The sequence below is a fragment of the Bifidobacterium sp. LCP19S3_E9 genome, from assembly GCF_052121135.1.
Classification (GTDB): Bacteria; Actinomycetota; Actinomycetes; order Actinomycetales; family Bifidobacteriaceae; genus Bifidobacterium; species Bifidobacterium thermacidophilum.
This window is the reverse complement of sequence record NZ_JBQKEV010000007.1, coordinates 45410-69980: the sequence shown is the minus strand read 5'-3', so window position 1 is coordinate 69980 and position 24571 is coordinate 45410. Positions and strand designations below refer to the sequence as shown.

Annotated in this window: 18 protein-coding genes and 1 tRNA gene; 7 read left to right on the top strand and 12 right to left on the bottom strand. The window is 61.0% G+C overall.

Annotated features, from left to right (window positions below; all coding sequences use genetic code 11):
• Positions 1-5: 5 nt before the first annotated feature.
• The 3 genes from ACTQYB_RS05220 to ACTQYB_RS05210 all read right to left on the bottom strand — a co-directional run bounded on the left by ACTQYB_RS05220 (position 6) and on the right by ACTQYB_RS05210 (position 2815).
• Positions 6-1013 (bottom strand): Sir2 silent information regulator family NAD-dependent deacetylase, encoded by a 1008-nt coding sequence (locus tag ACTQYB_RS05220; protein WP_441482201.1) that lies wholly within the window; start codon positions 1011-1013, stop codon positions 6-8.
• A gap of 89 nt (positions 1014-1102) precedes the next feature.
• Entirely contained in the window at positions 1103-2005 is a 903-nt protein-coding gene (locus ACTQYB_RS05215) for a protein-ADP-ribose hydrolase (protein WP_441482202.1), read from the bottom strand.
• Positions 2006-2182: 177 nt separating this feature from the next.
• A complete protein-coding gene (locus tag ACTQYB_RS05210) occupies positions 2183-2815 on the bottom strand; it encodes an NAD(P)-dependent oxidoreductase (protein ID WP_318356096.1) in 633 nt (210 codons plus the stop codon).
• A 222-nt stretch (positions 2816-3037) separates the two neighbouring features.
• Here ACTQYB_RS05210 and ACTQYB_RS05205 point away from each other — a divergent pair, with 222 nt between their 5' ends.
• Complete coding sequence (locus tag ACTQYB_RS05205; RefSeq protein WP_304326275.1) at positions 3038-3394, top strand: winged helix-turn-helix transcriptional regulator; 357 nt, start codon at positions 3038-3040, stop codon at positions 3392-3394.
• 400 nt (positions 3395-3794) lie between these two features.
• On the opposite strand, the gene ACTQYB_RS05200 is transcribed toward ACTQYB_RS05205, so the two are convergent.
• Entirely contained in the window at positions 3795-5297 is a 1503-nt protein-coding gene (locus ACTQYB_RS05200) for an aminopeptidase C (RefSeq protein WP_441482203.1), read from the bottom strand.
• Positions 5298-5808: 511 nt separating this feature from the next.
• On the opposite strand from ACTQYB_RS05200, the gene ACTQYB_RS05195 reads away from it, so the two are divergent.
• The 4 genes from ACTQYB_RS05195 to ACTQYB_RS05180 all read left to right on the top strand — a co-directional run bounded on the left by ACTQYB_RS05195 (position 5809) and on the right by ACTQYB_RS05180 (position 11433).
• Positions 5809-6768: a TatD family hydrolase gene (locus ACTQYB_RS05195; protein WP_441482204.1), complete on the top strand. Its 960-nt coding sequence runs from the start codon at positions 5809-5811 to the stop codon at positions 6766-6768.
• Between the two features lie 325 nt (positions 6769-7093).
• Positions 7094-9604 carry a KUP/HAK/KT family potassium transporter gene (locus ACTQYB_RS05190; protein ID WP_441482239.1) on the top strand — a complete coding sequence of 837 codons (2511 nt, stop codon included), beginning with the start codon at positions 7094-7096 and terminating at the stop codon, positions 9602-9604.
• A gap of 139 nt (positions 9605-9743) precedes the next feature.
• Entirely contained in the window at positions 9744-10613 is an 870-nt protein-coding gene (locus tag ACTQYB_RS05185) for a class II glutamine amidotransferase (RefSeq protein ID WP_441482205.1), read from the top strand.
• A gap of 94 nt (positions 10614-10707) precedes the next feature.
• Complete coding sequence (locus ACTQYB_RS05180) at positions 10708-11433, top strand: HD domain-containing protein (RefSeq protein WP_015451170.1); 726 nt, start codon at positions 10708-10710, stop codon at positions 11431-11433.
• Between the two features lie 145 nt (positions 11434-11578).
• Here ACTQYB_RS05180 and ACTQYB_RS05175 read toward each other — a convergent pair whose 3' ends face one another.
• Positions 11579-12649: an ATP-binding cassette domain-containing protein gene (locus ACTQYB_RS05175; RefSeq protein WP_441482206.1), complete on the bottom strand. Its 1071-nt coding sequence runs from the start codon at positions 12647-12649 to the stop codon at positions 11579-11581.
• Positions 12646-14067: an ABC transporter permease gene (locus ACTQYB_RS05170; RefSeq protein WP_441482207.1), complete on the bottom strand. Its 1422-nt coding sequence runs from the start codon at positions 14065-14067 to the stop codon at positions 12646-12648. The genes ACTQYB_RS05175 and ACTQYB_RS05170 overlap by 4 nt, the downstream gene beginning before the upstream one ends.
• Before the next feature lie 374 nt (positions 14068-14441).
• Between ACTQYB_RS05170 and ACTQYB_RS05165 the strand changes: the two genes are divergently transcribed.
• Positions 14442-16400, top strand: a complete 1959-nt coding sequence (locus ACTQYB_RS05165; RefSeq protein ID WP_441482208.1) for a DUF6541 family protein — start codon at positions 14442-14444, stop codon at positions 16398-16400.
• A gap of 79 nt (positions 16401-16479) precedes the next feature.
• Here the strand turns inward: ACTQYB_RS05165 and ACTQYB_RS05160 are convergent, their stop codons facing one another.
• Positions 16480-16890, bottom strand: a complete 411-nt coding sequence (locus ACTQYB_RS05160; protein WP_441482209.1) for an RDD family protein — start codon at positions 16888-16890, stop codon at positions 16480-16482.
• A gap of 406 nt (positions 16891-17296) precedes the next feature.
• Positions 17297-17381, bottom strand: a tRNA-Ser gene (locus tag ACTQYB_RS05155).
• Positions 17382-17518: 137 nt separating this feature from the next.
• Here ACTQYB_RS05155 and ACTQYB_RS05150 point away from each other — a divergent pair.
• A complete protein-coding gene (locus ACTQYB_RS05150) occupies positions 17519-18145 on the top strand; it encodes a DUF5701 family protein (protein ID WP_015451164.1) in 627 nt (208 codons plus the stop codon).
• A gap of 108 nt (positions 18146-18253) precedes the next feature.
• Here the strand turns inward: ACTQYB_RS05150 and bcp are convergent, their stop codons facing one another.
• The 4 genes from bcp to ACTQYB_RS05130 are packed head-to-tail and all read right to left on the bottom strand — an operon-like array spanning position 18254 to position 24529.
• Positions 18254-18769: a thioredoxin-dependent thiol peroxidase gene (gene bcp, locus ACTQYB_RS05145; RefSeq protein WP_015451163.1), complete on the bottom strand. Its 516-nt coding sequence runs from the start codon at positions 18767-18769 to the stop codon at positions 18254-18256.
• Complete coding sequence (locus ACTQYB_RS05140) at positions 18766-19983, bottom strand: Wadjet anti-phage system protein JetD domain-containing protein (protein ID WP_441495911.1); 1218 nt, start codon at positions 19981-19983, stop codon at positions 18766-18768. Before ACTQYB_RS05140 ends, bcp begins: the two co-directional genes overlap by 4 nt.
• 41 nt (positions 19984-20024) lie before the next feature.
• A complete protein-coding gene (locus tag ACTQYB_RS05135; RefSeq protein WP_441482211.1) occupies positions 20025-23633 on the bottom strand; it encodes an ATP-binding protein in 3609 nt (1202 codons plus the stop codon).
• On the bottom strand, positions 23633-24529 hold the full coding sequence (locus tag ACTQYB_RS05130) for a DUF4194 domain-containing protein (RefSeq protein ID WP_441482212.1): 897 nt from the start codon (positions 24527-24529) through the stop codon (positions 23633-23635). The genes ACTQYB_RS05135 and ACTQYB_RS05130 overlap by 1 nt, the downstream gene beginning before the upstream one ends.
• Positions 24530-24571 lie beyond the last annotated feature (42 nt).

Here is a 24571-nt window from a genome sequence, read left to right as displayed (position 1 = left end):
CCGATTCACCTTCTCGAAGCGATATCGCGCAGCGTGGCGTCGATGTCGGCGTCGATGAGGATGGACCGATCGGCGATCTGCGGTGCGGTGACCGCCTCGCCGAGATTGATGCTCGTGTAGATTGCATTGCGGTTGACCGAAGTCCACTGCATGAACGGGAATTTGAAGATGATCGGCGTGTTCCCGCCGCTGCCCAAGTCAAGGAACAGCGTCCGACTGCCGTCAGCCTCGCATGCCCGGCGGGTGTCGAGGAAAGTCTGGTATCGTTCCGCGCACTCATGCCATGTCTCGTCCTCAGCGAAGGTGTCATCGCAGCGCAGGTTCGGCGCCATGGGGGAGCCATCTTCCGGGCAATACGGGATAAGGTCGTCCGGAATTGTCATGCCGATGCCGGCCCATTCGCCGGCCTCGTCTGGCGCAATCAGCTCACCCCAGTCGTCGGCGGTGTCGGCGGTCATGTGCGCGAAGGTGAAGCCTTGCGCGAGTAGCATGCGCTTGATATCCCGCTCGTTACCGTAGGTGCGGGAGGTGCCGGTGCGTGAGCTTTGGAACAGCCCGTAATCGCCCTGCGTACAGAACAGGCGGTCGTCGGGGAAGCCGACCCGCTGGAAGCAGTGGTCAACATTCGTGGTGATGACCGTGTAATCATGGCCGTCGAGCAGACTGCGCAACAGCCCGTACGTATTCTTGGGCGGGGCCATATAGCGGTTGATGTAGATGTGACGGCTCCACCACGCCCAGTAGGTGTTGAGGTCCGGGTATTCGGCGAACCCGCCGGAATACATGTCGCCGATGCCGTATGCGCGTGCAAAATCGCTGAAATACCGTTCAAAGCGTTCGCCCGAATACGTGTATCCGGCGGATGTGGACATACCCGAACCTGCGCCGACCACCATGGTGTCCGCATCGTGGATAGTGTTCGTGAGACGGGTGATGGCGTCCTCGGATGTGTCGCGATCATCCGTCGCCGGTGGATTGATGGCCGATGGCGTGAACAGTGACGTGAACGGCATGGTGGCTTCTTTCTGCGGGTTCCGCGGGGTTGTGATGGATGCTGGCGCGCTGTGGGCCCGGCGCTGTGGGTCGGCGGTGTGCTTGCCGCCTATGCCGCCTGGTTCCCGGGAATGCCGAGCAGCTGGCGGTAGATATGCTCGTCCGCCTCGCCGAAGACGTCGAAGATGACGGTCGGCGTTGTCGGGGTGCTGTCATGGTCTGGATCGGCCGGTTCGCCTGATTGGTCGGCCCTGGCGCTTGTGTCCGCATGCCGGTCAAGCCACGCACGCACAGTGCGTACGGCGATTTCAGCCGCCTCCTGCTGTGGGAAGCCGAAGACCCCGGTGCTGATGCAGCAGAATACGATGCTGTGCAGGCCGTGTGTGACGGCGAGGTCGAGACAGCTGCGATAGCTCGAGGTGAGCAGTTCGCGGTCGCGGTCGCTGGGGTGCCCTGCGGCGATTGGCCCGACGGTATGGATGACATGCGCCGCCGGCAGATTGTACCCCGGCGTGATTTTCGCGCGTCCGGGCGCCTCGGGCGTGCCTTGTTCACGCATAATCCGCGCGCATTCCAGGCGCAGCTCGACGCCTGCGAAGGTGTGGATCGCGTTGTCGATGCACAGATGCCCCGGCGCCCAGCACCCCAGCATCTCGCTGTTGGCCGCATTGACGATGGCGTCCGCCCGGATCGCGGTGATATCGCCCCGCCACAACCGCAGTCGCGGGTCGGTCGCGGAAGGGATGACGCAGGCGTCGTCGATGGCGGTGATACCCCGGTCTGCGATGATATCGTGCAACAGGGCGTCCTGGTCCTTGAGCCACCCCCTGTCCGGCTCGATCGGTTCGCGCGTGTTCACGAACGCACGGAACAGCGCCCACAGGTCCTGCGCGGTCATGGCGGACAGGGCCGCTTCATCGGTGCGGATACCCGGCGTCCAGCCGCCGGTGTGGGCGCGTTCATCGGCAAGATAGCGCACCAGCGGTGTCAAGCGTTGCGCAAGCTGGTTCATGTCATGCCTTTCTGGGGGTGGGGGTTTCCGTTTTGGGTTTGTCTCGTGTCCGGGGCGCGCTCGTAACATCGCGTGACAGACAAGCCCACCTCTCATGACGGTATCGTACCGGTCGTGGGGGGTGGGCATTGGCTTGACGTCGATTATCGCGAAGAGCGGTAAGGGCGCGGTTCAGGCTCAGGCGCGCACCACGGAGATACGCTGGCCGATATGGTTGCCCTTGGCGATCTCATCGACGATGACGATGGCATAATCGGCGTAGCTGATGATGGATTCGCCGCGGTCATTGAGCTTCAGCTCCTCGCCGGCGAGAATATACTTGCCGGTGCGCTCGCCGTCGGCCTGGAAGTCGGCTGCCGGGGAGACGAAGGTCCAGCGCACGTCCTTGCGTTCGCGAAGCTCGGCGAGTGCTTTGCCCTGCGCCTTAGCGAGCGGCTTGAAGGCGTCCGGGAAGTCCGGAGTGTCGAAGAGCTGCGTCTTGTGCTCGGGATCCACATACAGGGATCCTGCGCCGCCGACCACGATGAGACGGGTCTGCGTGCCGGAGAGAATGTCCGCCAGGTGCTTGAGCGAGGTGGAGTGCTGCGGCAGGGTGTCGGGGCTCCAGGCGCCGAAGGCGTCCACAACCGCGTCGAAACCCTTGAGATCGTCGGCGGTCAAATCAAACAGGTCCTTGATGATGGCGTGCTGGGCGACGGTCTTGTTCTCGTCGCGTACGATGGCGGTGACGTCGAATCCGCGATCGACGGCTTCCTTGACGATGAGCTTACCGGCCTTGCCGTTTGCTGCGACTACTGCGATGGAGGTCATTGGTGTTCCTTACTGTTTGCTGGTTCAGGCTCGATTCGTGGCGCGTTGCCGGTCTGGCGGCCGGGCTGTGGACCATGTTGGTATCATTTCGAACCTTGGTATCTTTTTGACACTATCGACTATAACGTATATAGTTACAAAAAGAAACAAAGCAGGGAAAAGTGCCTTGGGTACTTCTCGGTAACAATTTGATAGTTCCAAGGAAAATCAGGAGAGAACATCGTGTCTGAATATACCGCCATCGGTGTGTCGCCTCGGGATTTGCCGGCCTGTCCGGTCGAAACCACGCTCAAACTGATCGGCAACAAGTGGGAAGTGCTTGTGCTGCGCGATCTGATGCCCGGCACCAAGCGGTTCGGCGAGCTCAAACAATCCATTGGCGGCATCTCGCAGAAAGTGCTGACGTCGAAACTGCGCGAGATGGAGGCCGACGGCTTGGTCGAGCGGCATGTCTTCGCGGAAGTGCCTCCTCGTGTGGAATACTCGCTGACGCCGCTGGGGCGCACCTTGAAGCCGGTTCTCGATGCGATGGAGCAGTGGGGCACGGCCTATAAGAAAAAGATGGCCGCCGGGCGATAGTGGGTTTTGGCTGGTAAATGCGACAACATGCTGGAATGTGACCACATCTACACAGTTTCGTTACATATTTGCCAGAGTTTTTTCAGAAACGCGCATCGTTATTCCAAGAATTGAGCGGTTACATAATACATGTCAACGGTTCGACCGGTGGCGAGGCCCATAGGTCGGCCCCATAATTGAACCCCTTCTTCTCTCTTCTCTCTCGCCCGGCGGCTTCTCACCGCCGGGTTTCTTCTTTCTTGCGACAACATGACGTGCGGCGGCATGGCACGTAGTGACGCGATACGCGGCGGCACGACAGCCAAGTGCTGCGCCGCGGGCCGGACCGCCGTTCCCTTTTACAAACTGGCTACGCTGGGATCTCGCTCAGCGTAGCCAGTTTGTGAGGATGACGGGGATTTCAGTCGCAGCGGCGGGTCAGCGGCTGCCACGGCTCGATATCCACTGGCTCGGTTTCGAGAATCGCCTTCGTCGCCTCGTCCAGATATTCCTTGCGGATGATCAGCTCGGTGACAAACCGATCGAACCAGTCGGCCGACGCGACATAATAGCCGTCCTTGCCTGCGTCCTTGCCCCAGCTGTTCTCGACCTTCCAACGATTCGGCTTGCCGTTGGCGTCCAGATTCACGCCGGTCAGCGTCATCGCGTGATTGCTTGCGGAATCCCAGTATTCCAAGCCCTGACCCTTATCAAAGGTGAACTCGGTGTCGAACAGCTGGTCCACGCGCACGGTGCCGCGGTCGAAAATCCCGGCGTCGCGCAGCGAGAACTGCATGCAATCGCACGCGAACCAGATCGGATGCCCCGCGCTGAGCTGGTCGATGGCCGCCTTGCGGAACACATCGAGCGGCACGTTGACGAACTCCATATCCCCGGCTTCCGCCACATTCGCGGTCCATTTGATTCGGTAGCGCTTGCCGAACGGGGTGCGGGCCATCGGCGCGTTGCACAGCGTGACCGCGTCATTGACATCTACCGGCACATACTTGCGCACAAATTCAAGCGGCGTGATGCCGTATTCACGGATTTGCGGGCGGTCGTCGCGGCCGTCCTCGCCTTTGCCGCCCTTGCCTTCGGTGTCCTTGTCACCCTTGGCATCAGTTGTCTTGCCGGCATTCGACGCATCCGCAGACGCCTTGTCGTCGCTCTTCTTGCTGTCGGCGTCATCGTCACCCTTGGTGCGGGCCAGGAAATCAAACCGTTCCGGCGGCTCGCCCAGCGCGATGCAGCAGATGCGGTACACGGTCGCCATGTCCTCGGTTTTCGCCGCGCGCAGCGCTTCCAGACTCTCGCCCGCCGCATGACGGTCACGCAAATCGGCGGCGAACTCGCGCAGCTTGGTGTTCAGATATTGTTTGAATGCGTCGGAATTGCGGGAATTCGCGGATTCCGGGTATGCGGACTTCGGGACCAGACCATACTTGTTGACCAGCGCAACGAACATCTGCCACCAGCCGCCGTCATCGGCAACAGTATCGTTGATGATTTCGAACACGCGGCTGTCGGTCGGCTCGTCAAGGGTTGCGAGCACGTTCTCTAGATACGTATTCGATTTCTCGATTGTGTCCCAGAAGAACAGGTAGGATTCGGAGAACTCGAAATCCTCAAGCTTCCAACGATGCATGAGCTCATAGCGCAGGGTGTTGAGCGAGGCGAACATCCAGCAGCGGCCGGAATGTTCCTGATTCGTGATCGAGCCCTGCTTGAGTTCAATCGAGAAATCGCGCGGCAAGGCGCGCACGCCATGGTAATCGGTGGCGGCCTTCAGTATGCCCACGCTGGTGGCTGCGTTTGCCGCGACCGCGTTCGCCCGGTCGGCGTTGAACCGCTGGGAGAATTCGTGCAGCTGTTCTGGCCGCAACGCCTTGGAATCGTCTGGATTGGTGGTGTCGTTCTTCGCCATGATGCTCCTTGCTTGTGTGTGTCGGTGTTGAGTGTGTACGCGTGCCATGCGTATATGTCCAAAACCTTCATCGTACTCCGGGCTGGTTCCGGGCGGTTGCTTGCCGTCGGCTGTGTGCCGTCGGCTGTGTGCCGTCGGTTGTTTGCTGTCAGTCGCGTGCGGTATCGCGTGTATGCCAAGACATACGTCGCGTGTCAGAAGCAAGCGTTCGGCAGTCCGCAGATGTCGCTTGTGCGCTGTCGCGTATGTCCGGACATGCGTGAGTTGACGGATACCAAGGGGTTTCGCCGTCCTTCTGCGCCTTACGCATGGTTGCGTATGTCATCGCATACGCGACCGGGCGGAATATTTCGGGCAACCGGGCAGTCGGAAACCGGGCAGTTGGACAGCCGGGCAACCGGGCGATCAGGTAGCCAAGCAATCAGGCAGTTGGACAGTCAAGCGGTCAAGGAGCCAATCAGCCAATACCTTGGCCCATCAACGCCGCCCCCGATTGATTAGACTGGAAGCCATGTCCAAGCATCACCATCGCGACCGCAGCTGGGCGCCCGCCCCTGAGCCGCTTCCCACCGACGCGCGCGTCATCGACGATCACACGCATGTGGCGAGCGTCGTCCCCTTCTCCCGCGAAATGAACCGGCAAGCCATCGAACGCGACCAGCCGCCGGTGCCCGTGTACTCGGTCGATGAGCTGCTCGCACAGGCGCAGGCCGTCGGCGTTGAGGGGGTCATCGATGTCGGCTGCGAATATCCGAATCTCGACACCGCCGTCCAGATGTCCCTCGACCACCCGGGTGTCGTGCATGCGGCGCTCGCCATCCACCCCAATGAGGCCGTATTGCACGGTCACCGCGGCGTTCCTGGGCCGGACGGTCTGCCACTGAGCTACAAGCCCTACCATGACGTCAGTTTCGAGGATGCTCTCGCGAGAGTGCACCGGCTGGCCCTCGACCACCCGCGCGAAGTGGTAGCGATCGGCGAGACCGGCATGGACCTGTTCCGCACTGGTGAAGGCGCCAAAGAGCTGCAACGACAAGCATTCCGCGACCATATCGCGCTCGCCAAGGAGTTGGGCCTGCCCATGCAGATCCACGACCGCGACTCGCATCGGGAAGTCATCGACACGCTGCTTGCGGACGGCAGCCCCGAACGTACGGTGTTCCACAGCTATTCCGGCGACGCCGAGATGGGTCGCATCGCGGCCGAACACGACTGGTATCTAAGCTTTTCGGGAACCGTCAGCTACAAGGGCAACGACGGGATCCGTGAATCGGCGCGGCTCGTCGGTCTCGACCACATCATGGTGGAGACAGATGCTCCGTATCTGAGCCCGATGCCCTACCGCGGGCGTACCAACGCGCCGTACATGATTCCGTACACGCTGGCCGCGCTCGCCGAGGTCTTCGACCTGCCGGTGGCTGAGGTCGCGCGCGCCACCCGTCGCACTACGCGTAAGGTGTACGGCATTTGAGCGGACGGATTGCCCGGCGTCTCAGGGATGTGCAGCAAGTTGCCGATGACGGCGTATTCCCGGTGGTTGTGAAAATTAGACAGAACCGTGGAATACCCCCATTTTGCGCCCGGATTGTTGCAATATCTCGTGACCGTCGTATAGACTTGCGGCTGTCTGTAAAGGAATCGTGATGGTACTACGATTCGCTTGCCAGGCATGAGTGTTCACGAGCGGGGAGGGTCCCCGCCGATGGAGGAATGTTATGGCGGAATCACGGCAGCGCGAATCTTCGCATACCGCCAATCAGTCTAAGCAATCAGAAGAGCAGCAGGCTGATGAACGTATGCGTGAGACGTTGCTGAAGGCCGATACCTTCACCAACGCGCCCAAGGTCTCTCGCAAGACGACAACCAAAGAAGAGCGCGAGGTAATCGCCAAGCAGCAAGAAGAAGAACATAAGGAAGCAGAAAAGCTCGCGAAAACAGCGACCAAGGGAGCTATCGGCCGCTGGTGGACCCGCGTGCAATCCGGTCCGAACAAGGTCACCTTCGCGATGGCGATTGTCGCGCTGGGCGTGGTGTACGGCGATATCGGCACCTCGCCGCTGTACACGATGCAGACCTTCCTTGCCGGACAGGGCGGCATCCAGCACGCCGACAGGGAAGCGATCCTCGGTGTGCTGTCGTTGGTATTCTGGTCAATCACTCTGATTACCACCGTCAAATACGTGCTGATTGCCATGCGCATCGATAACAAAGGCGAAGGTGGTATCTTCGCCCTGTATTCGTTGATTCGTAAGTATGGCGGCTGGCTAGCGATCCCCGCGATGCTCGGCGGTGCCGCGTTCCTTGCGGATTCGGTGCTTACCCCTGCCGTCTCGATTTCCTCGGCAGTCGAAGGTCTGAAGACTATTCCCGTGTTCGAACCGCTGTTCCGGGAGAACACGAACCTGACGATGATCATCACCGCGATCATCATCCTGTTGCTGTTTTCGGTGCAATCACGCGGTACGGAAAGCATCGGCCGCGTATTCGGCAGCATCGTGATGGTGTGGTTCGGCTTCCTCGCCGTCGTGGGCGTGTTCAACCTGGGCAATGATTGGAGCGTGTTCGCCGCCCTCAACCCGGTGTACGGCATCCGTTTCCTGTTCAGCCCGCATAACGCGGCCGGCATCGCCCTGATGGGCACGGTCTTCCTGTCGACCACGGGCGCCGAGGCGCTGTACTCGGATATGGGCCACGTGGGTCGCGGCAACATCTACTTCACTTGGCCGTTCATCAAGATCGCGCTCGTGTTCAACTACTTCGGGCAGGGCGCGTGGATGCTGCGCAACCAGCACAATCCCGCTCTGGAGAATGTGGACAGCCTCAATCCGTTCTTCCAGATGATGAGCCCGGGTGTGCGTTATCTTGCGGTCGCGCTGTCGGTCACCGCAGGCATCATCGCATCTCAGGCGCTGATCACCGGCGCGTTCACCATGGTCGCCGAAGCCACCGGCCTCAACTGGATGCCGCATCTGCAGGTGCGTTACCCGGCCCGTACACGCGGTCAGCTGTATATCCCGGTGGTCAACGGCGTGCTGTGCGTCTCCACGCTCGCCGTGCTGTTCCTGTTCCGCGATTCGGAGCATATCTCCGCCGCCTACGGCCTCGCGCTGACCATCACGATGATCACCACGACTGTGCTGCTCGCCGTGTACATGTGGTACAACCGACATAAAGTCGGGGCAATCGTGTTTTCGATCGTGTTCCTGTCCATCCAGATCATGTTCTTCATCGCCTCGATGGCGAAGTTCATGCATGGCGGCTGGTTCACGATGCTGCTGACCTTGATGATTCTGATGATCATGGTCACGTGGAACGACGGCACGAAGATCGAACGTTCGCAGCGTCGCCATATGAAGCGCAAGGATTTCCTGCCTGCGCTCGAGAAGCTGCACGGGGACTTCCGCATCCCGTATTTCGCAGACAATATCGTGTATCTGACATCCGACAGCGAAATGAAGCGGCTTGACACCGACATCTTCTTCTCGATTTTCGCGGACCATCCCAAGCGTGCGCGCGCATGGTGGGCCGTGTCCGTGCAGACGACCGACGAGCCGTTTACCCGCGAGTATTCGGTGGAGAATTTCGGGACCGATTATCTGTTCCGTGTGAAGATTCGGCTCGGATTCAAGGTCTCTCAGTCCATTCCTGCATACATCCACCAAATCATGCACGATCTGGAGCATACGGGCGAGCTGCCGCAGCAGAAGTCTCAGTACCCGAAGCTCGACGCCGATCCGGGAGTAGGCACGATCAAGTATGTGCTGATCCACAAGGCGCTGATGCCGGAATCCACGATTTCGCAGCGTGGTGCGTTGTCCTTGCAGATGAAGTACGCGATTCGCCATGCGGCGGGTTCGCCGGTCAAGTGGTTCGGTCTGGCTCCGTACAATCCGCTGATCGAAGTGCAGCCGCTGTTCCTGTCGACGCGTCGGCCGCCGAGGCTCAAGCGTGAAGCGAATAATCTGCGGCAGATTGAGTCCAGTGAGGACGTGCTCGCGCTGACAAAGCCCACAGCGAAATCGTCGGCGAAGTCGTCAACGAAACCGGCGGTGAAACCAGCGGTGAAGTCCGAGCAAGCGTCGAAACCCGCGAAAAATGCGACTGCCGCCAAGCCCGATACTACGTCGAAAGCAGATAACTCCGTGAAGCCCGGCAGCAACGCCGACAAGCAGTCCGTTGCTAAGCCTGCGAAACAAGGCTCGCAGCAGGGCGCCGAGGCCAAGTCCGACCGCGCCTCGCAGCATCACGGCACAGCAAAATCGGGTGGTTCGTCGCGCCAATCAACAGGCCAGCGCAAGAGCCAGTGACCGAAGCCGCTGCTGAACCGGCGACAGTAGCAATGACTGCAGCGATTGAGAGCCGTCCGCAGGGGCGGCTCTTTGCTATAACCAACCCCTATAGCCACGCGCACCAGCTGTGTCCCGCCGCCCGTTAGAGTGGATGGTTATGTGCAGGTTACTGGGTTATGCGACTGCGGGGCTCAACCGCAGTCTGGAGGATGTGCTGGGCGGTCAGGCTGTCAAGGACTTCCGTGCAATGAGCGTGGTCCACAATGACGGCTGGGGCACCGCTTCGTTGCGCACGCCCGAGGAACCGCCGTACCGCAGGGATGGCGGCGCGCCTTCGCCTGAAACCGGCACTCGCCTGTACAAGACCACTACGTCGGCATTGCACGACCCGGTGTTTGAAGATCTCGCCCAGCAGCCGGCTCGCGGCGCGCTGTGGCATTTGCGTCTCGCCAGCTCGCATCTGCCGCTGATTCTGGAGAACCAGCAGCCGTTCTTCGCCAACGGGCTGAGCTTCATCCATAATGGCGATATTTCGGACGATCAGGGCCGCAATATCATTGAGAACCGTGATTTTCCCGTGGATCACAGCGTATTCCTGTCCACGGGCGGTCGCAGCGATTCCGCGGTGTTCTTCGCGGTGATTCTGGAGTACATCGGTTTCGGCTTCCCGCTGGATGAGGCGGTCGCCCAGGCGGTGCGCGAGCTGCGGCAGAGCTACCCGAAATCCAGCTACAACTGCATGATTCAAAGCGGCGACCAGCTGGTGGCGTTGCGCGCGTCCGGGCGGACGGAGGTTCCGCCACGCATCATGGAGGTCTACTCGGGGTACGGCTGGCAGCAGCATGCTATCGACTATCGCGTGATTCGGTATCGGCGAATTCTGGGCGTTGACGGCACGGCGGAGGGCGTGGTCGTCGCCAGCTCCGGCTTCTCGCAGAGCGAGGCCGACGGCTGGACGGAGCTTGACAACGACCAGATGCTCGTCGCCTCGAACCGCACCGGCGAGTTCCGCGTCGAATCCATCTGAGTTGCGGGCGGTCGCCTACAACTTGTCCACGCTAGGGGCTTATCAGGGGCAGCTCCCTGCGATTGCTCCCGTGTAGCTCCTTACAATGGATGGTATGAGTGGATATGTTCCGACACTGGCCCAAGTCGATGAGCTGCACAGGAAAATCGCGCCATCGCAGGCGGCATATGATCTGATACACACGCATTGCGTCATCGTGGCGACCATCGCCCGCGAAATCGTTCGGCACCAGAATGCGCTGTTCGTGCGGCGCTGCACCCTGCCGAAAGATGATTCCGGGCGTCCTGACCCATCGCAGGCCGCCGCATCCGACGGCATCACCGGCGGCGAAATCCCGCCGAGACTGCTGGATGAGAACCTTGTGGTGATTGGCGGACTGTTGCACGACATCGGCACGTACCGTGTGCTCAAGCACGACGGGTCCGACGGCGAGCCCCTGAAATTCGACGGGCCGCACTACATCGAGCACGGCCTGCTTGGCTACCAGTACCTGCTGGATGAAGGCGTGGACGAGTCCATCGCCCAGTTCGCTCGCAACCATACCGGCGTGGGGCTCACGAAAGACGAGGTAATCCGGCAGGGTCTGCCGTTGCCGCCGGCGGACTATGTGCCCGTGAACCTCGAGCAGGAGGTGGTCATGGTCGCTGATAAATACAACAGCAAATCCGTGCCTCCGAAGTTCCTCACCGCGCAATCTTACGCGAACAAGGCGGCCCGTTTCGGCGAGGAGAACCGCCGAGCATGGCTCGACTTGGTCGACAAGTACGGCGAGCCGGACATTCCAGCGCTCGCCGAGCAGTTCCACCAGCGCGTGGTATGAGCTTAGCTTGGTTCCGGGTTGCTACGCTCTTGCTTAGACAACCTGGGCACGGTTTGACAATGGCCTGCATCCCCACTTTCTCAGGTGCAGGCCATTGTTCTATCGCTCATCGGCGCTAGCGTTTGTTCGGCTGTGCCGATTTCCGTCAGTCGTACAGTGTGAACGCCTCGTCGCAGGCGTCGGCCACGTCATCATTGTCGGTGACGATGATGACGCAACGTCCGGAATCTGCGGTCCGCCGATTCGGGTGGGCGAGCTTGTTGAGCAGGTCGAGGATGGTCGCGGAGTCTTCCTCGTCGAGACCGCCCGTCGGCTCGTCGAGCAGCAGGACCTCTGCCTCGCAGCAGATGGCACGCGCGATGGCCAGACGCCTGCGGTCAATCTCCCGAAGCTTGCCTGCAGGCGTGTGTACGAGCGCTTCATAGTTCTCGACGGCAAGGTCGCTGCCATCGCCGAAACCGGTCTGGTCCAGCAAATCACGCGCAATATCGGGCTTGGGCTGCAGGAAGTTACGGCCGGATGCATCCATCGTGTACACGAGGTTGGCGATGGCGTCCAGATCGTCGCGAATCGCATAGCGTTGCGGCACCACGCCTAGACGGTGTGCGCGCGCTTCAGCCGGGTCGAAGGAGGCGAGATCGCTGCTTTTCAGCATGACCCTGCCGCTGGTCGGGAACACCATGCCTGAGGCGACGGCCATGAATCCTGCGCGCTGCTCAGCGTCATCGGGGTCGACCATGATCGCGTAGGTGCGGCCGATATAGCAGTCCATGCTGATGTTGTCGAGCACGTCACGGCCGGTTTTGCGGTTGCTCAGGATGACGTTGTTGAATGCGAACGACGGGTATGCCTTCAGTGTGATGTGGCGGCGTTGGCGCAGTTCCCTGTCGATGTGGGATGATGCGCGGGTCGCGGTGTCGGCGTGCGCCACCGTCCGGGCGCTGCGGGTGTGCGGGGCGGCTGCGGTTGCATCGGGTGTCGCCTTGCTGGCGTTTTCGGCGGTGTCGGCGTTTGCGTTTTCGGCTTGCGCATTCGTGTCTGCATTCGTAGCTTGCTCGTCGGCTTCGTCAGCCGTGGCGGCTGTGTCGGTACCTACGGTATCGAGATCGGCGTCATCCGCGGTGTCGTCAATAACGACGCTGAACTGCACGGATTCCGTGGATTCGTCCAGCTGTTCGATCTGGTCGGCCTTGGTCGGCTCGTTGTTTTCGCTCACTTGGATTCCTCCTTGGTCTGCTCGGCTTGCGTCGTCGGCGCGTCTTCGACGTCTCCCGTGTCTCCTGCATCTCCGGCGCTTTCGGCATTGCTGACGTTGGCGTAATCGCCGCTGTCACGCGGTGCGAACAGCGAAATCCTGCGCACGGCGACCACCCGGAACATGGCGATGAACGACAGCACCAGGCAAGCGAGCAGGCCGTAGCCAATGGTCTGCCACACAAGGCTCGCGGACATCGTCACGTCATAGCCACCGGCAAGCTGATGGGCGAGCGGCTTGGTGCCGAATCCGCCGGCCAGCGTGCCAATCGCGAAGCCAAATACCGTCGGGAACAGGACTTCGAGCATGAACTGCCATGCAATGCGCGCCTTGGTGACGCCGACCAGCATGGCGGTCGCGATTTCGCCGCGGCGGTGCACCAGACCGAGCACAACCAGCGCAATGAGCAGCAGCCCGCCGACAATCAGCAGCACAATCCGGGCGATACGCAGGCGTTCCGCCAACTTGCCCAGCGGCTTGATGCTTTCGGTGTAGGCCTCAAGCGAAGTGGAAACGATTTCGTAGCCGGTCGGCAGCTTCGCCTTCTTGACCAGCGCGACGAACTTCTTGTACGCGCTCATGCTGTCAAGCGTAAAGGTGACCTGGAGATCCGGAACCGCCCATCCTTTGCCGGTGGTCGTGTCGAAGTTGTTGATGGCGAACGCGTAATAACCGACGAAAATCGCGTTGTCGCGGTTGTCTTTTGCCAGTTTCGTGGAGGCGGCTGTCTGTCCGTCCTTGTACCGGTAGATGCCGGCGACCTTGAGTTTGACGGTGGTCTTCGCGTCGGTGGGGCTGGCGATGGTGAAGGTGTCGCCGACCTTGAGATTGTTCTTCTTGGCGACGGTTTCGGAGATCAGCGCTGACGTCGAATCCGTGCTGGATGTGGAATAGGACAGGTTCTTGCCCTTGACGATGGTAAAGGCACCCTGTGCATTGGCGGCTGCGGCCTCCTTGCTGTAGAAGGTGCGCAACGTGAACTCGCCGCCGGTCTTGCTGGCATCCTGGTCGGCGGTGCCTGCAACAGCCTTGAACTTCGACGTCTGCCTGACCGGCACGGATTCGGTGAAGGTGTAGGTGAAGCTGATGCTGGCACTTTGCGCGGCGCTGGCGTACGTGGAATATTGCGTCCACGACAGGTAGTTCTTGGTCCAGCTGGAGTCGGCGCCGTTGTACTTGGACTGTACGGACTGCTTAAGCTTCAGATCGAAGGTGGGCTTTTGAGCGTCATAGCCGGAGCCGTACGCGGTGTCGCTTGCCTGGATGACCGCAGTGGAAAACATCGTTCCGAAAGTGACAATCAGGGCGGTGATGATGGTGAGCAACGAACGCCACTTATGGCGTGTGAGCGCTGCCCATGCGTTCTTGAGAACGAACATGCGGTACTTCTCCAGTCTCTGGCGGTGCTGACCGCCGGGTGCGTACATGGTGGCGTTGGCCGGGACGCTCCGGTCAGCGGGGCAATGATCCCATACCAACACTATTGCTAGTCTACGTTCGTGTAGTCTTGCACGACACTGGCATTGTACTTGCGAAATGCTGGGAAAATCGTAAATGCGCAGCGTTTTCATTCCTGTACGTGTCCCATACGTGGCGAATTTTGGCTGATTTTGGCTGATTTCGGGGCTGCCTCGTTGATAAGCGGTGAATTCGTGCCACACGTAAGTTCGGATAGAATGGGCGGGTGAGATGTGCTCGTTGGATGGTGCCCTTGTGCTCAGTGATCGGGGTGGGTATTGCGTTTGGCGTGGTGATGGGGTGGTTCCCGCACACGTCGATGATTTGGCAGTATCCGTTGCAGCAGATTGACGCTCCGGCGCATTATTATTTCGTCCGCCGCATTCTGGGGGAGGGGCTCGGCTCGGCGACGCACTTGTGGCCGAATGACGCGTATTATCCGCCGCTGTTCCACATGCTGGCAGCCGGGTTGGTGAACCTGGCGTCGGTGTTCAGTGCGAAGATGCCGATTTACACGGCAGTGAACATTGTATGGCTGGTGACTTCGGGCATCGTGTGGCCGGCCGGCGTACTGCTGTTGTCCACATACTGGACACGTTTGGTGGATCCACAGGGTTGGCGGCCGTTCTCCTGCGCGATGGCGATTATCGTGCCCGTGCTATCCGTCTCCTCGGCGAGTCACCCGTTCCTGATGCTCGCCCGCGGTCCGCTGTATGCCTACGGACTGGCGACCTCGCTTCTGCCGTATTGGCTGTATATCACGTTGCGTTTGTGTGACGCCCTGACCGACCGCTGGCGGCGGCACAAGGCGGGAGCCGCGGCGGATGACAAGACTAGGCAGGGGGTGCAGGCCGCCGCACCGGCCGCCGCTCCCGAAACCGCTCCCGAAACCGTGTCCGAAATCGCTCCCGCGATGAAGCAGGCGCAGACGCGGACGCGCGTATGGCCGTGGATTCTCGGATTCATCGCCATCGGCGGGCTGTGCATATTCGCCCATCCGCGCATCGTCTTCTCCTGGCTGCTGCTCATGGCGCCGTTCATCGTGCTGCGCATGCCGTGGAAAGTCATCGCGGGGCTCGCCGGCGCGGTTGTATGCGGGGCTGCGGCGCTGCTCGTATATATGCGCGGCTCCTATCAATCCAACCGGTACGGCAATCCGGCGGCATGGTTCCACACCTTCGTGCCATCGCGCACGGTGCCTCAAGCGTTGCGCACCTTCATTACGGACAATATCTCCGGCCCGGGCGGGTGGTTGATGGCGGGCGTGACCGTGCTTGCGCTGGTCGTCATCGGCTACGTGATCGCACGGCCGCAGCAGGTGTTCAAGCGTGCTGATTCCAACGCTGCTCATCCCGGTGAAAGCGGATACCACAACACCCGTAGGGATGCGATTGCTCTGGTCGTCGCATGGCTGCTGCTCATGTTGCTGTTCGTCTGCTCGACCTCGCTGACCGGGTGGTTCCCGAATATCGTCGCCGCTGCCTGGTACCGGGCGGAGACTCGGCCACTGAGCATGATTCCGTTCGGCGTGATTCCGCTGCTGGTCTTCGCCGCGTGTGCGGTGGCGGGCGGTGACGGATCGGTGTCGGTCCCGATGCCGTGGAAGGGCGGTGGCCGTGTGCGTAGCGGTGGCCGTGTGTGCGGCGACATCCGGTTGACGCGTACCGCCCGGCAGAGCATCGTTGTGGTCGTGCTGGCGGCGCTCGCCGTCACCTGCCAGTTCGGCAATACGGAACGGGCGGCGTTGTCGCAATCGGTGTATCACAACGTGCAACTGACCGATGAGCGGCCGGACGAGCAGTTGACATCCAGCAAGTATCGAGCGCTCGGCGAGGTCGTGAAGGTGACCGGTACGCGCGCGGTCGTTATATCTGATCCGCTGAACGGCTCGATGTACGCGGTAAGCCTGTACGGGGCCAACATGCTGTACCCGATTTACAATCCGATGAAAGAGAAAAACGGCGCGATTTTCGAGCAGACCGAGCTGTCCTTCGCCTCGGGGGATGACGCGCGGCTGCTCAATACCGTGTGCCCGCTGGGTGGCGGCGACACGCCCACATATTTCCTGACGATGGGCCCTCAGGCACCGAGCTTGCAAATGTTCACGTTCCGCCAGCAGTTCGACCCGTTCCACGACGAAGGGCTGATTGCGCAATATGAGCGCCACGGCACGCTCGTCAAAGTGCGTGATCTGGGCCAATACGGGCACGGCTGGGCGCTCTACCGCTTCGGATGCGGCGTCGCAAGCGGTTGATGTTGGCAAGCACCCATGACGAGTACAAACTGGCTGCGCTGACGGCTTGCTTTGCGTAACTAGTTTGTGGAGCTACAAGCTATTCGGGCTTGTCAACGCTGACGACAACGGTGCTGACGATTTTGTCGGCGAAGGTTTGCCGTTGACTATCCCACAGCGGCCAAAGGAAGCCGATGCACAACGACGCGAAATCAGCGAGATGCGTCAGTTCTCGCAATCCCATTCGCCGGGCTGATATCGGGGTGCCGGATTCCTGGTCGAGTACTTGCAGACGCAGAAGCTGGTGCGCCCATGATTGCCCGTTGCGTGTGGATAAGGCGGAGATGACGCCGGCGACAAGCAGACTGGCGCAGCCGATCCAGGTTTCAGCGGCTCCGCCCGGTGAGGATTTGCCGAACAGCAGGGTGCCGATGAGCTGCGAGAGCAACGATGCCGGCAGTACGATGCGAAGGATATACGCCGCGGCTCGGCGCAGCCAGAGAGTGAACATCGTCGTTCCTTTCCGTCGACGGCCGGGCAAGAGGTATTGCAAGGGTTTACCGGCCGTACTGTGAGGTCGTATGCCAAGTGTAGCGGTTTGGAGCGGCGGCGCGCGGACTGAAACGCCGGGTTTGCGGGGCGAGCGGATTGTGCCCGTGCCGGGTGCCGGTGACGGGCGGCTGCTCTCTGTTTCTACCGATGGTGTGCTGGTGGTGGGCATCGGCAGATGGCCTGTTTTCTGCCTCTGCCGACGCTGAGGTGCCTGTCAGTGGCGGCAGAAGGTTTGGGATTATGCCCGTGCCGAGAGACTTGCCGTGGGTGTACGAATTGGCCGATAGCCCCATATCTAGCGCCCATTTCGCATGTTATGCAAAACCCCGGATGCCTTGCGATGCTTGGCTTCCGGGGTACCTGTGCGGAGGATACGAGATTCGAACTCGTGAGGCTGTTACACCAACACGCTTTCCAAGCGTGCGCCATAGACCACTAGGCGAATCCTCCATTGCTTGTGGAAACGCGCCTGCGCGCGTAACCGGGCAACTCGAATAGAGTACCACGAACTATCGGACATGCAAACCCGCGTGGGTGTGTCGCGCACGATGCGCCGCCCCTCACGTGGATGTCCTACACTTGGAGGTATGTCCATCGCATCACAGGAAGCACTTAAGCAGCTCGACCGTATTGTCGCGCTCGGCTACCCTGATGTGGCCGATATGAGCGCGGAGGCATTCCGCGCGCTTGCCCGCCCGCTCATCAGCGCGCTCGAAGACAGCGATCTCGGTGCGAATATCCTGCTCGTGCCTACGCGCGAGTTGGTGTCGCCGGAATCCCTGATCGCACGAACCAGCATCAACCGCATGGCCGGTTTCACAACGATGCCGCCGCGCGATATCGCCAGTTTCCTGCCGCAAGACGGTTTCGAGCCGCCGGAAGGCCCGTTCTACTTGGTCATCGACCCACACACGGGCACCGCGTATATCAACCGCGAACCGGATGTCGCGCGCAAACTTATCGACTCCGATGAGCGCCTGCCGCTCACACTTGAGGAGGGGCTCGCCATTGCCACCCAGCATCCGGACTGGCTGGTGGAGAAAAACGGGTTCAACCTGCTCGGTTCGCGCAGTGCCGACGGTCGCGCGCCCAGCATTTGGATGAGCCAGAATGCTCCAAGGCTGGGAGCCGTGTGGCCGAATTCGCGGCACACATGGTTGGGAAACGCCTACTGCCGTTCGCGCTGCGGGGTTTCGCTCTTCCACTGGGCGTGATTATTGGGCGTGCTCACTAGTCACGGCTGCTGGGCGTAGTCATTGGACGTGATTACCGGGCATTGCGCGCCCGTAATCAGCCCGCGACTGGTTCGCGACCAGCCCGCTCTACTGTCGCATCCACTCCTGATCATCGAGTTTGTCGAGCGTCCGTAACAACGCATCGACATGTCCCTTCGCCCGCACATTGTATTTCGCAACGCGGATGATGCCATCGCCGTCAATCACGAAGGTCGAACGGATTACGCCCAGACGCACTTTGCCGTACAGATTCTTCTCGCCGTATGCGCCGTAGAGACGATGCACAGTCAGATCGGGATCCGACAGCAACGGGAACGTCAGATGGTCGCGCTCCCGGAATCGCGCAAGCTTGTCGAGCGGATCCTTCGACACGCCGAGCACGGTAAAACCGAGTGCCGACAGGCGCGCAAGATTGTCGCGAAAATCGCAGGCTTCCGTCGTGCATCCTGGGGTCATTGCCGCAGGGTAGAAATACAGGACGATGTTCTTGCCCCGCAGTGCGGACAGGGTGACGGTATCGCCCGTGTCGCTGGGAAGCGTGAAATCCGGGGCCGTCTGCCCGGCTTCGAGCCGTACTGGTGTCGGGTGTGCGTTGTCTGTCATTGTGTCTCCTTGTCATTATTGGCGGTGATCGGCCATCCAAGCGAGCGGAGCGCATCGGCCGCGTCAATGAGCGGGATTCGCTCCTGCTCGACGCGCAGATGGGTTGGGCCGTCGGACAAACCGGATTCGCCGGATTGCCCGACGGCCTCGCCACATGTGAGCAGATAGAGCTCACGCTCGCCAAAGTCAAGTGTGGGCGTCGCCTTGGGCTCGCGCGAAGTGAGCGGTGTGCTGGTTGAGGTGAGATTGGTACCGAACCATGAGTAGCTCTGGTAGGCTTCTAAATCCATGAACAGCGATTTGCAACGTACCCCGGTGTGCCGTACGGCGTCGAGGATTTCCAAGCCGTCGGCGTCCATATCGCCCCAATAGACGACCTGCGGACTGGAATCATCCCCGTCGTCCGGTCTTGCGGTGGTAAGCCACGGCAGTAGCAGCGCGATTGATACCAAAATCGCCTTACCGGCTCCCCAAACGCACAATCCGTGCGCGATGTCGGGCATGGATTGGTAGGTATCCTTATTCTCCACGATGATGACATAGCAGATATCGCGATCGCCACCGGGCCGCCACGGCCTGGTGATCATCATTTCCGGTTCGTTCGAGTAGGCCGGGTCAAGCCAGCGCATACGCAACTCCGGCGGGCGGTCAGACAATCCCAGCGAATCCTTGCCGCACAAAGTGCAGATGACGTTGCGGCGATGCGTCTGATCAAGCCATTTCGCGCTGAACCCGGCGAGCGGGACTTGCCGTGGAGTCAACCCGGTCGCATCGTGCGTACCGAAGAACTGCGCGGCGCGAATCACCAGTGTGACATCCACATCCGATTCGTCGTCCAGCATTTTCGCCACGGATGCCGCGGTGTCGCGAGGAATCGAGCACTCGTCGACCAACAGGTCGATGCGCTGGCGCGCCTTGCGGTAGTGCCGGGCGCTCGCCCGGTCCGCGATACGCAACGCGGTCTGCTCATCCACAACCGTAACCGTGTCGATCAACTCCACCGGCGTGACCATCAGCCGGTGCTTGTTCGTAACCGGGCAACCTTGACATTGCGCCCATTCGCGCAACGCATTGTTGGCCCTATGCCAGTCGGGCGCTTGAGCGGTCAGCGTGCGCTGGTCCGGCCACCTCACAGAGAAAACCAACGGCCATCGCGGTTCGACATCATATCGACGCCGCTGTAGATATCTCGTGACGGCATCGCGGATTTCCATGGGCGCTGTTCGGGCGTTCACGCCGCGTGTGCGTATGCCGGTCATGACTGTGGCTTTCCGCTGCTTGAGGCTGTGAAATCGCCGCTGTTTGTGACATCGCTGGCTTCCGCGATATCGTTGGCGTTCCCTGCATCAGCCGGAATGCTGGAAGCCGCCGTGCCTGTCGACGATTTGCCAGCTGACGGATTGCGCTGCTCGAATGGTCCGCCGTCCGCGTGTGCGCCGACCAGATCGAGTTCCTGCAGATGCGAATGAAGCCGTTCGTCTTTCAACACCACATAGCCGCGCGTCGCCATCTCAAGGATTTCGCCGGTTTTGCTTTCCGGCGCGGATACGATGACTTGGAATCCCAGCCGTGGCAGCACCGCAAGTGCGCGCTGCGTGTACCGGCCGTCCGCCTTGATGAGCGCTTCGTCAAGGAACAGCGTGGTGTAGGTGGGGTGCCCGCTGATATCGCCGCCCAACAGGTAGATGAGCGCAGCCCCGTACACGAAGGACGTGAGCTCCTGCAACGCCCCACCGGATTTGCCGCCGGTCGAGGAAATGCGTTCGTCGGGGCCGTCATCGTGGTGGACGACCGCGTAGAAGGAGCTGCGGGCGCGAGAATCGAGATCGCGGGCGCCATACTGGCGAATTCCCGCGGTATCACGCACTTTGCCCAGCTCGCTACGCAGCAGCTCGACCATCGGTTTGCAGCTGTCGAACGCCCGTTTCGCGGTGCGGCTGTTGGAAGCGCTGCCGGATGGCTGCTCTGCCTGCCAGCTGTTGAGCCGCTCGATGGTCCGGCGTAACGTGCCGTTGAAGGCCGTGCTGCGTTGCCTGATAGCGACGTCGAGGGTGAGACTGCCATGGCGTGGCCCGAACTGTTGGTCGCGCAGCATGGAGTTGATACGGTCGAGCTGTTCACGCACTTCGCGCTGGTCATTCTCGAGGCTCATACTCAGCTCATTGAAGTCGCGTTGCATCTTGTCCACGCTGTTGGCGATTTCCTCAGGGGTAGCCGCCTTCGCCACGATTTTGGACAGGTCTCCCAACTCGTCCTCGTAATACCGGTAGTCGTCCACCGTGGGGGTGACGGTCGTGTCATCGGCGGCCCAGCGGGCAAGATAGTCGGACATGCGCCGTTCGACGGATGCCCGCGCCTTGTTGACTTGAGTGGCCGCCTCGCTGATGCGCTTGGTGATCGCATTGCCTACCATGCCGAGCACCCGCTCGTCGAATCGGCGGATTCCGGGTTGCCCTGGCAGAACAGTCATATGGGCCAGTTCGCCGGCCACAGAACCGGTCGCCGCGCTGTACGCGGTGGACAGCAGTTCGGTGACGGTATCCGGTAGCGTCGGCTGTTCCGCGGTGTCGGCGATTTGCCCCGCGCGTTCAGTCAGCCACGCTTCGGCGGCGCCGACGGCCTGCTGCGTGTTGGCGGCGGCGAACCGGGCGTTCGCCTGCGAGCCCAACGCGTCCCGCAGCGCGTGCTGGAGTTGGTCGCGTCGCTCGGCGAGCTGGGCGAGTTTCGGGTCGTTGCGTAGCGTGTCGATGTCGCGCTCAAGGCGTTCCACATTCGCTTCGGTGCCGGCTTCGTCGACTTCTGTCCAAGAAAGATCGGCGATTTGCGATGACAAGGTACGCAGTTCGTCCAGATGGCTTTGCTGGCGCTTGATGTCCTCCCCATCCAACTCGCACTGCCTGAGCTGTTCGGACAGGCGGTCGATTTGCTGTTTGAGCCCGCGCAGGTACGCTTCGTCGGCGAAACCGATGACCTGGTTGATGCCTTTGGTGCCATACGAACCACGCTGACCGGCTTTGATCTGCCCATCCGGTTGGATTTGCCGGGCGGCGTCGGCGTCGTCGATATGTTCGACGCACAGCGCGTCAAGCCGCCGGGATGTGGTTTGCTCGCGCAGCCATCCCAAGAATGGAGAATCCTCGCGGAACCGCAGTTTTCCGGACAGTCGGTCGTCGCGCTCGCCGTCCTCCCCGTGTTCCTGGGCGCCGCTTTCATAGTCGATATCGTCGATATCAATGAACTGCCAAGTGCGGCGGAACATGGTTGACGGGTCGATGGTGCTGACTTTTCGGGCGAATCCCCGCTCGTAACGGCGGTCGACCAAAATGATCTGCGCAATAGGACCATAAGCCACATTCATCGCGGTACGCCACCGCTCTTCGTCTTTGCGCACGTCCATCAGCTCGGCGACATAGGGAAGATCGCGCTCGCTCAGCCCGGTCGCCTGCGCGATCGCCGCGCGGTCGTCTTCCATGTCTTGCGTGATACGGGTGCGCTTGCGGCTTTGCCGTTCGAAATCGCGCTTAATCGGGTCAAGACGGTCGGTGATGCCTTTGCGGCGGACCACGCAAGCGTCCCGCTGTCGCTGGAGCTCATCACGTTGCACGTTCGCGTCCTCAATGAAATCCTGGGCTTCCTGCCGGCGCTGTTCCCACGATGCCTCGGATCGGGGCATCGGCTCGTCCGCCCGAGCGAACGCCTGTCGGATGCGCCCGACGGTATGACGCATCCGTTCCAGCTCCTGCAACGCCTGCTCATGCTCGTTTTCCAGATGGGTCAGGGTGTCGCCGCCGGCGCCGTGCATCATCTCGGTGACTTCGCCGAGTTCGCGCTGCACGTTTTCGACTGTCGTATCGGCTTTGCGACATTGCTCCTGCTGCCTCTCCAGCTCGCGGCGATCTTGCGGCAGCTGGTCGCGTACCGCGGACGCCAACCGGGAGAACACCCACGAGCGCAAGGTGGTCAATCCGGCGTCATCTTGCGGATCGGTGACCTGCAGATCGCGCGCCTGCCTGGCCGCTTTATCGTATTCGGCGTGTTCGTCGCGGATTTCACGCAAGGCGTCCATCTGTCGGGTGTTTTCTTCCATACTGCGGAAGTTCTCGGCATACCGGTCGTAATCCTCAACCGCCTCGCGCGCCTTGGTCAGGGCGTTCGGGACATCGAGCACACCCTGCTTGAAAATATCGTCAAGCCGCGAAGGCGCATCCGCCGACTGGATTTTGTACAGCAACCGGCATGCGGTGGCTTTCAATCCCATGCGTGTCCACACGGATTCATGGAAGTTTTCCGCGTTCGAATACACCGCGCACCCCGGATACACCTTGCGCAATTGGTCGGCGGTGAATGGTGAGGACCGGTAGCCGTCCATCTTTCGCGGGTCGATTTCATGGTTCCAGGACACGTATTGGCGCCGTACGCTGCCGCGCTCGTCGCCGGGGGACAGGTACAGGAACTTCGCGCATGAGAGCATCTCGCCGCCCATACGGTTGACATAGGTGTCCACAATCGCGCCCCACACCGCACTCGGCGTGCCGTCCTCGGCCGAACCGCGCAGATAGACGGCCGTGCCGCCCTCCGCGTCATCCGCCACGGCGGTCATGCCACGCAGATACGTGTAGTCGCTGCGTTCGGAACGCCCGGAATTCGAGGCCTTGTTGAACGCCGTGCCAGCAGGGTAGAGCAGGGAATTCTGCGCGTCCACCAGCGTGGATTTGCCGGATTCGCTGGCACCCGCGAGCAAGGTGATCGGCATGTCCGGGTCCATGGACGGGCGGAACACGTGGTAGCCCTCGTAGGACCCCCAATTGACTAGTTGGCGGCTGGCAAGCATCCAGTGATCGGCCATCAGCGCTTCGTCGGTCATCACAACCTCGTTTCTTCGCCGGTTTGGGCGGCAGTAGCGCCGGCATTCAAACCGTCAGCGGTATTCGTGTATGTCGCGTCGGCAATATCAGACGTATCGGTATTCACGGTTATCTGGACGTCTTCTTCGGGGTCGTCCGCACTGCCAGCGGTGCTGTTCTCGCTTTCGCCCAGCCACTGTTCGGCAAGCTCGGTGGTGAGCACGGCAGGGACCAGCGGCGTGATGCGGTACATGTCATCGGTGTCTTCAACGGGGGCGAGATATCCGTAGGTCACGCACCGTGAAATCGCGATGCCGATGCGTTTCATCACGCCTTCTTCGTCATTGCGTGCGGCAAGCCAGCCGGCGCCTGTGGTCAGCGCGGCGCGGATGTCGTCCGTGCTGATGATCCAGTCTTTGGACGATTCGCGCGAGCTCTCATAGCCGAGCACGCGAATGCGCAGCAGAGCCAGCATCGCCGCCTCCTCGCGCGTCAGCGACGCCCGGGTTTTCAAGGATCGCTGTCCCAATCCGTCCGCTGTGACCGGTCTGGCGTACATCACTTGGTACCGCGGAACATCAACCAGTTCAAGCAGGTCGTCGTTGAGTGAGCGGCGTACCTCGTCCACATGGTCCAATGCCGTCTCATACGCGTCACCGGTGATGAACCGGTCACGTTTCAGCGCGATGGCGACCGCGCGTGCTTCGGCATCCATCGTGCTTGTGTCCCCGGGGAACAGCGCATGTGGATTGTCCGCAGGGTCGATATCCCCTATGGTGTCAGTGTCCCCGCCGGCATTCGACACACCGCTGGTCTCGCCGGAGCCGTCTTCATGGGCATCCACCATGGCATCGGCGTCGCCGTCCATGCGAGCAGTGCCCATGGCGGCCATCATGTCATCAAGTTCGTCGGTCATCGTCCCGCCCTTTCCACAAGTTCCGTGTCGCCGGATTCGCGT

What these genes read in the sequence shown, in the direction of transcription:
- ACTQYB_RS05220 (WP_441482201.1), bottom strand. Translation starts at nt 1,013, where the DNA reads ATGCCGTTCACGTCACTGTTCACGCCATCGGCCATCAATCCACCGGCG.
- ACTQYB_RS05215 (WP_441482202.1), bottom strand. Translation starts at nt 2,005, where the DNA reads ATGAACCAGCTTGCGCAACGCTTGACACCGCTGGTGCGCTATCTTGCC.
- ACTQYB_RS05210 (WP_318356096.1), bottom strand. Translation starts at nt 2,815, where the DNA reads ATGACCTCCATCGCAGTAGTCGCAGCAAACGGCAAGGCCGGTAAGCTC.
- ACTQYB_RS05200 (WP_441482203.1), bottom strand. Translation starts at nt 5,297, where the DNA reads ATGGCGAAGAACGACACCACCAATCCAGACGATTCCAAGGCGTTGCGG.
- ACTQYB_RS05195 (WP_441482204.1), top strand. Translation starts at nt 5,809, where the DNA reads ATGTCCAAGCATCACCATCGCGACCGCAGCTGGGCGCCCGCCCCTGAG.
- ACTQYB_RS05190 (WP_441482239.1), top strand. Translation starts at nt 7,094, where the DNA reads ATGCGTGAGACGTTGCTGAAGGCCGATACCTTCACCAACGCGCCCAAG.
- ACTQYB_RS05185 (WP_441482205.1), top strand. Translation starts at nt 9,744, where the DNA reads ATGTGCAGGTTACTGGGTTATGCGACTGCGGGGCTCAACCGCAGTCTG.
- ACTQYB_RS05180 (WP_015451170.1), top strand. Translation starts at nt 10,708, where the DNA reads ATGAGTGGATATGTTCCGACACTGGCCCAAGTCGATGAGCTGCACAGG.
- ACTQYB_RS05170 (WP_441482207.1), bottom strand. Translation starts at nt 14,067, where the DNA reads ATGTTCGTTCTCAAGAACGCATGGGCAGCGCTCACACGCCATAAGTGG.
- ACTQYB_RS05165 (WP_441482208.1), top strand. Translation starts at nt 14,442, where the DNA reads ATGGGGTGGTTCCCGCACACGTCGATGATTTGGCAGTATCCGTTGCAG.
- ACTQYB_RS05160 (WP_441482209.1), bottom strand. Translation starts at nt 16,890, where the DNA reads ATGTTCACTCTCTGGCTGCGCCGAGCCGCGGCGTATATCCTTCGCATC.
- ACTQYB_RS05150 (WP_015451164.1), top strand. Translation starts at nt 17,519, where the DNA reads ATGTCCATCGCATCACAGGAAGCACTTAAGCAGCTCGACCGTATTGTC.
- bcp (WP_015451163.1), bottom strand. Translation starts at nt 18,769, where the DNA reads ATGACAGACAACGCACACCCGACACCAGTACGGCTCGAAGCCGGGCAG.
- ACTQYB_RS05140 (WP_441495911.1), bottom strand. Translation starts at nt 19,983, where the DNA reads ATGGAAATCCGCGATGCCGTCACGAGATATCTACAGCGGCGTCGATAT.
- ACTQYB_RS05135 (WP_441482211.1), bottom strand. Translation starts at nt 23,633, where the DNA reads ATGACCGACGAAGCGCTGATGGCCGATCACTGGATGCTTGCCAGCCGC.
- ACTQYB_RS05130 (WP_441482212.1), bottom strand. Translation starts at nt 24,529, where the DNA reads ATGACCGACGAACTTGATGACATGATGGCCGCCATGGGCACTGCTCGC.